The organism is Methanomicrobium sp. (assembly GCF_055145805.1).
This window is the reverse complement of record NZ_JBSREC010000137.1, coordinates 1-7,439: the sequence shown is the minus strand read 5'-3', so window position 1 is coordinate 7,439 and position 7,439 is coordinate 1. Positions and strand designations below refer to the sequence as shown.

Genomic DNA, 7,439 nt, shown 5'->3' with positions numbered 1-7,439 from the left:
CATTGATGATTTTCAACCGGGGATCTTCTTCGATATCTGCGATAATATGATCGACTTTTTCCGCCTCCCGTGTCTTGGCCTCGTCTGTGAGGTTTTCCCCGCACTTATTACAATATTCTGCTGTGGGTGCGTTCTGTGTGTCGCATTTGTAGCAAGTCCGGGCATTATCGGGGGGGCGTTTCAGCCTTATAACCCCCTCGTCCCAATCCTTCTCTTGTGCCAGAAACGGCACCGGAGAAAAAAAACATGACAGAAAGAAGCGAACAGAAGAACGAACAGAAGAACGAACAGAAGAACGAGGGAAGGGAGTGCGGGATTTGTGATTAATCCTGCACTCACCAGAGCCTTGGGAAGTGTGATGGTAATAGGAAAAAAGATTTAGAATTTTTGGATTGCTTCTTCGGTGATTTTCATGGGGAGTATTTTCGTTTGAAGTAATTAAAAAAACTTAGAGTGTTTTTTGGGGAGGAGGGTCCCACACGCTAACCTCCGTTTTTTCCATGACCATATATTTCCTGTAGAAACTGATCTTTTTTTTAAAAATTAGTCTGGATCATATGGCAAGGAAGGAAGGTTTTCTGAAAAAAAATATTAGAGTGAGAAAATCTTCAAAATCCCCCTTTTTCATCCAGGGGTTTGATTCAATGAAGAAACCTTTCATGAATCTCTCGATCTATTCCTGGAATGGGTTTCTTCTGTTGAGATGGTTTTTGATTTTACAGGATTTTAATTTTATTTATTAATTTATTTATTTATATATAGCAACTCATTATTTTTTGTAATTAACTTATTATTCTCTATCATAATTTCTATTTGTGAACCAATAAATTCTGAAATTTTCCTTTTTGCAGCTTTATATCCTAATAAGCGCGAGGATTGTAAAATTAAATCCTCTTTGCTTGTTCCTCCCTGCTTATTAATTACATGCAATATTGCAAATTGAATTTCTTCAGGACAAACATGTTCTATTCCAATAATATTTGATTCTGACCGCTTTCTTAATATTTTAGAATCCATTTTGCTTTTATGCCATAGGAAACCATCCTTTTCAATAACTTCATCATCCGATTTTACAATGGAATTAATATTCTTCTCTAAATAATCATGGATTTTATAGCCTGTCCTTTTCAATCCACATTCACTTCTAATTTTGTTTATTATTTGATCTTTATGGATCGGTCCTTCTACTGAGATCATTTTTATTATTGCATTTGTGAGTAAGGTTTTGTTAATACTGAAGACATCATTAGAATTTCCCAGTTCCAGGGATTCAACACTCTGATACTCCTCAATACCATCATGAATATTTAAATTTGAATTGTACTCAGTTGTAGAAAGATCACTAACAGAAATATTCTCCGACTCTGTGATTTGCGATTCTGGTTCTGCATAAGAGGTTTCAATAATTACCTTTTTTTCTCTTCTTTCCTCATATTCTGGAGATATTTTTGCCTTTTCGATATTATCTATTAGCTCTTTTTGAGCCATGTTTTTATTCATAAACCAGTCAGTAGACCAGATCCGGTAAATTTTCCATTTAAGCCCTTCTAAAACCTGTTGCCTTAAACGGTCTCTATCACGAGCTACTCTCGAAGAATGATATTGAGCTCCATCGCATTCGATACCCAAAATATATTTGCCGGGCTGTTTCGCGTCTATAACAGCAAGATCTATCCTGTAACCAGCACAACCAACCTGCTTATGAATCTCATAACCTAAATCTCTCAAAAATTCATATACAGAGTCCTCAAAGGGAGAATCAGTGTCATCTGAGGGAGGAACAAATGTCTCAAGTTCCTTTGTCTCAGCATAATTTAAAAATGTCTTTAATGCCCTTAAACCAAATGGAGCATCTGCAGGAATTTGAAGGTCTGAAGCTGTGAAATTTGAAACAACAATACATTTTTCTCTGGCTCTTGTTATTAAAACATTTAATCTTCTTTCTCCGCCTTCCTGGTTTAGTGGTCCAAAATTATTTGTTAATTTATTATTAGAGTCAAACCCAAACCCAACGCTGATAATTATTATATCACGTTCATCTCCCTGGATAGTCTCAATATTTTTTATAAATAAATTCTCTCCATTCGGGTCTGTGAACTTTTGCTCAATAAATGGATTGTCTGAGACCATTCTTTCTAATTCTTCTAGGATTGCATCCTGTTGTTTTACATTAAATGTCCCAACTCCCAATGTTTTGTTAGGATTCTTCTTATAATGGTCAATGATCATTGAAGCAACATATCTGGCTTCTTTCCTATTGACACCGCTTCTACCCCTATCATAGATCGTATCAATGAGATGAACAAAATGTAATCCCAAATCGTCTGAATCTCTTGCAGGAGATGGATAAACATAAAGATGATTATCATAAAATTCCTGATTTGACACAGATATTAATGACTCATGCCTTGATCTATAATGCCACCTTAGAGTCTTAGTAGGGAATGATTTTCTACATAAATTCAGTATACTTTCAATATCTCCAGCTAAAGTGGGTTCTTCTTCATCATCCTGATCGTTCTCTGTAATTGAATCAAAAAATCTAGTGGGTGGCAATTGTTTTGAATCTCCAACAATTACAACTTGTTCTCCTCTCATCAACGCCCCTAATGAATCTTCAGGTCTTACCTGACTTGCTTCATCAAATATTATGACATCAAATTTTATCGAATTTGGATCTAGGTATTGAGCAACTGATAATGGACTCATCATAAAGCATGGTTTTAATCCCTGAATTAAAGAGCCAGTCTTTTGGAATAATTTCCTTACAGGCATTATTCTTCTTTTACGATTTAATTCTCCCTGTAAAATCCCTACTTCTGAATTTGGAGATGCACCGACGAGGATGTCTGGTCGGTGTGAATAAATTATGGATTTTAGACGTTTCTGATTGAGCTTGATTATTTCAGAATCTAATCTTCTAAATTTTTGAATGGTTTTTTCCTGATGTTGCTTCACAAATTTATTAAGGATGGGTGTTTTTACAAACACGATTTTTAACATAGCATCGGCATAATTGCCCTTTAGTGTTTCTTCCAAGTCCTCAAAAGGAATCGAATCATTCTCAATATATTTTATCAGAGGTTCTGCAATGCTGCCATTAAGTTCTTGTATATAATTTTGGTATTTACTCCATGTATCCAAAATTTCGATATTGTCTTCCCACAATTCTAATTTTTCAGATAAACTATTGAAAGAAATGGCCTCAATAGAGCTCCCAAACCTTTCATTCTCATCAATCTGCAGTTTTTGAATAGTTGAGTTTATTGCATCAATATATTGCTCAATCAGTTTTTCAGAATTATCCTTTAATTCGAAGATCTCCTGATGATTGATATTATTATTTGATAAATGTTCGACTGTTATATCTGAGTATCTCTTAGTTTTTAAATTATTTTTAAAGGAGTCAATCCAGGTTTTAAATTCATTTATTTCCTTAAGATCTGAATTCTCCCCTTTCCATACATCTCCGAAATAATCTGTTGCAAAATCTGAAGAATTAAGTTCTTTTTGTTCTAATAAAAAGTCTCGAATTTGATTTAAGTCTTCAATAGTCGTTTTAACACAAAAATCAACGTTAGAATTAGATGCTTGTATATAAACATCTTTTAAATTATCATAATAGAATTTAAATGCTGAATATAACTCAAAATAATTTCTTTGTGAATATTGATTCAATTTAGAATCTAAATCTTTGAATTCTTTTATCAGGTTAATCGTTTCGTCAATGTTCTGTAGATTAACTTCCCAGTAGTAATCACGCAATATTTTTTCAGAGATTCCATACTGAATAATATGATTTATAGAATCTGATTTAGATCTATCTTTTTGTTCATTTAAAGAATGAAGGCATTTTATCAAATTATTATAATCCGTCAATTCAATGAGGGATGATTCTCCTCCTTTCCATATATTTCCAAAATAATCACCTGCAAAAATTTCTCTTGATTTTAATAATTTTACAAGTTCTTTATATTGAATAATTGCTTTAATATCATCTAAAACATCGTCATCATTTTTGGGAAGAGAATGAATATACCACTGATTTATCTCTTTCTTCAAATTCCTATATTCGGAAGATAGAAATTTTAACTTTTTAGAACAATTTTGTTCATAAGCTTCTGATATTTTTTCAAGGTTTCCATTAACGGTAAATTCCTTGAATTTAGAGGAATACCAGTCATTATATTGACTATAACTCTCCAGTATGCTAATAGTTTCATCAGCAAAAGATATCTTTTCATGAAAATTACTTGAAAATAAATTATTTATCCTAATCCCATTTTCCAGATATGAATAAGATTTGTCCGAGATGGTGCCATTTTGAACATTTTCATGAATATATGAAATGAATTCCCTATAATTATTGATAGTGGAATAATCACTATATTCATCCTTCCAATAATTTGCAAATAAACCCTTAATATGAGGATTAATATTCTTTATCTCATGTCTCTTATTTTCTCTTAGGACTAATTCCGTTAACAAGCTAAAGATTTCATCAAAATCAGAAAAATCTTCAAAAAGAGAATAAGAACTGATTTCACTTTTCGCTTTATTAAGGAGCTGAGAATGCTTATCTATTGTATCATCTATGTCAATTCTGAAGATATTAGTATTATATTTAGATTTTATTGAAGCAGAGATCTGATTATATTTTTCAATCTTTTTGATTAAGGAATTAATAATTTCTGAACTTTCATCAGCTAAATTATTTTGAATGATATCTCTATTAACATCTGGAGCTTTTATCAATAATTCTAGAGAATTAGCAAAATCATTTAATTCAATTTTTTTATTAATTACTGAAATACCTAAATTACTTTCAATTTTCTTTAATATTTCTTTTAACTCATTATAGAGTGTTTTTGCATCACCAATATTTCTGGATATCAATTCCCGATCTGCTGGAAGAATCAAGCTACAGTGGCAACCTCTCCAGGGATTATTTTTTCTTGATCCAATTACTGGGATGATTTCTGCAATTTTTTCGATATTATCTAATGCCTTATTCCATTGTAATTCATTAATTTCCTCAGGGTTAGAAATTTCAATTCTTGTCAATTTTTTAGATTTTTTCTCAAAATAAATATCACTTTTTGCTTTTTTTGAAAATAATTCATATGGAGTTAATTTTCTAAGACCATATGGAGTATGTAAAACTGTTACATATTCATTAAGTTCTTTTTTCAAATTTTTAAGGTCATCAATCTTTTTATTAATATCTATTGAATCAGGTTTTTGTAATTGGATTGTCTTTTGAATTTCATCGAGAACCGCTCGTTTTTTAACTTTATTACTGTGCAATTCCAGACAAAAATCTCCAATTCCAATATTATCTAGGCGTCTTTTAACTACCTCTAAAGCCGCCATTTTCTCACTAATAAAAAGGACCTTTTTTCCTTTTGCAAGAAGCTCTGCAATTATATTAGTAATGGTCTGAGATTTCCCGGTTCCAGGAGGACCCTGAATAACAAGGTTTTGATGCTCTTTCACACATTCAATGGCTGCAATTTGAGAAGAGTCAGCATCTAAAACATTATAGGAATAATAAGGATCAACCTTTTCATCGACTTCCTGCTCTGAGATTATGTATTCATTTTCTTGAGGAGAAGTTGGATTAAATATCGAATTTATTATTGGATTATCTAGAGGATTTTGATTGTTTCCCCAGGAAGAGGGATCTAAATCCTTATACATTACAAATTTTCTAAAATTAAAGAAATCAAGAACAATATCTGATAATACATTCCACCCTTCCTTATTTTTAATTTCTTCCGCAATTGAGCTTAGGTATTTATCAATATCTTCTTTTGTTTCAGGCATATTGAAATTTGGAATAACAACGCCATATTCTTCCATTTTCCCCTGTAATGTTAAAGAGGCAGAAATATCTTCACCGGTCCATGACAATGAAAATGATCTTCTTTTCCCAACCCTGGACATTTCAACAGGTATTAAAATTAAAGGTGATTTATGGGTTCTATCTGAATCGGGCCTGTCCTTCCACTCTAGAAATCCTAATGCAAGATATAGTACAGAATAACCTTGTTCTTCAAAGATGGTTTTCGACTGATTTTGAGTATAAAATAATTTTTTAAATAAAGTTTCAGAATCATAGGGAGTATCTAAATATTGATCCGTATAGTGTTCAGGGATATCATCGTAATCTTCTACTTTCCAGATATTTGACAAATCATCTTCAGAAGCCTCTTCTTCAAAATTGGAGTAATCTGATTCTTGATCGTCTTCAATTAGTTCTCCTTCCTTTTTAGCAATTTTCGTTGCCTTAAATTGCATACTTTTTTCATTAAGGACGAGGATTTCAAATATTTCCCGAGGAGACTCATCAATTATTTCTATTGTTCGTCGTTTTGACACACGATGATTTAATAATCCATTTCTAAGAGTTAAATCAAGTAAATTTTGTCGTAAAACTTCAAGTTCTTTAGCTACAGTGGCAGCCATAATATCCCTCTGAACAGTAGATATATGTCATTTTTTATATGAAGTCTTATTAATCTACTGATTTAAAGGAGTGATTGCTTTTTAGATTCAGATTTTCTAATTTTATTAAATATTATAAACTCAATCCTCAAACCACAATCGTTACCAGACACCTGCATATAAGCAGAAACACCAATTGCATCGTTGTTCAAACGGAATGGGAAATCCCGATAATCTGACATCTATCTCTTTTTCAAAGAGTTTGAAGAGATTTTAAAGACGATTTCCCGGCATCCTGTAAATAATTCGGACCTTTTTTTTAATCAGTTAGTGATTGGAATCTTATCTACGATAAGAAGAAAAAACTTTTATGAACTGAATAAAAAAAACCCAAAACCCCACATCCACAAAGCACTCTTCAGCCTTATAACCCGATCATCCCCACTCCTCTATTGTGCCGGAAATCGGGCACAGGAAAAAAACGTGACAGAAAGAAGCGAAGAGAAGAAAGAACAGAAGAACGAGGGAAGGGAGTGCCGGATTTGGGAATGACGCCGCTGCACCCGAATACTGGATCGGGAAGTATGATAGTCATGGGAAAATTTGGTTGGGGTTTTTGGGGATTAATGCACTTTGAAAGACCAGCTGGCAAAGCCAGTATATGAAATGACAATACATCAATGATTTGAAAAAGTTGATAAATGCCGTTTGAAAAATGTCACTGAAAAGGGAAGTGACAGCAGGCTATAATTTACCATGAAAACCAAATCTGATTTTACATGAAAGTTACCCTGTAACTTACATAAAACAGCGCCTGAAACATTCGTTTCATTCACGTTTTTATGAAACACTGCATGAAAAATTAGTTTCATAAATGTTTTTTGGAAAAATCTTCTATATCTATTTTAGCGAGCTTTAAAACGCCGCGTAATGTTCCGACTTTTAATTCTTTATGATTGGGAACAACTGTTCCAATTTTACCATTGGGTGTC

At 32.6% G+C, this 7,439-nt stretch carries 4 protein-coding genes; 2 read left to right on the top strand and 2 right to left on the bottom strand.

The features are described from left to right. The coding region (locus tag ACTB1O_RS12385) for a hypothetical protein (RefSeq protein ID WP_462995453.1) at positions 1 to 250 on the top strand (250 nt) is incomplete at its 5' end. A gap of 494 nt (positions 251 to 744) precedes the next feature. On the opposite strand, the gene ACTB1O_RS12380 is transcribed toward ACTB1O_RS12385, so the two are convergent. Continuing rightward, positions 745 to 6,468 (bottom strand): DUF3320 domain-containing protein, encoded by a 5,724-nt coding sequence (locus ACTB1O_RS12380; protein WP_462995452.1) that lies wholly within the window; start codon positions 6,466 to 6,468, stop codon positions 745 to 747. Between the two features lie 431 nt (positions 6,469 to 6,899). Here ACTB1O_RS12380 and ACTB1O_RS12375 point away from each other — a divergent pair, with 431 nt between their 5' ends. After that, positions 6,900 to 7,112: a hypothetical protein gene (locus ACTB1O_RS12375; RefSeq protein WP_462995451.1), complete on the top strand. Its 213-nt coding sequence runs from the start codon at positions 6,900 to 6,902 to the stop codon at positions 7,110 to 7,112. Positions 7,113 to 7,315: 203 nt separating this feature from the next. Here ACTB1O_RS12375 and ACTB1O_RS12370 read toward each other — a convergent pair whose 3' ends face one another. Next, a complete protein-coding gene (locus ACTB1O_RS12370; protein ID WP_462995454.1) occupies positions 7,316 to 7,423 on the bottom strand; it encodes a type II toxin-antitoxin system HicA family toxin in 108 nt (35 codons plus the stop codon). Between the last annotated feature and the right edge of the window lie 16 nt (positions 7,424 to 7,439).

Excerpts from the sequence above, each read along its gene's own strand:
- ACTB1O_RS12380 (WP_462995452.1), bottom strand. The coding sequence starts at position 6,468 with ATGGCTGCCACTGTAGCTAAAGAACTTGAAGTTTTACGACAAAATTTA.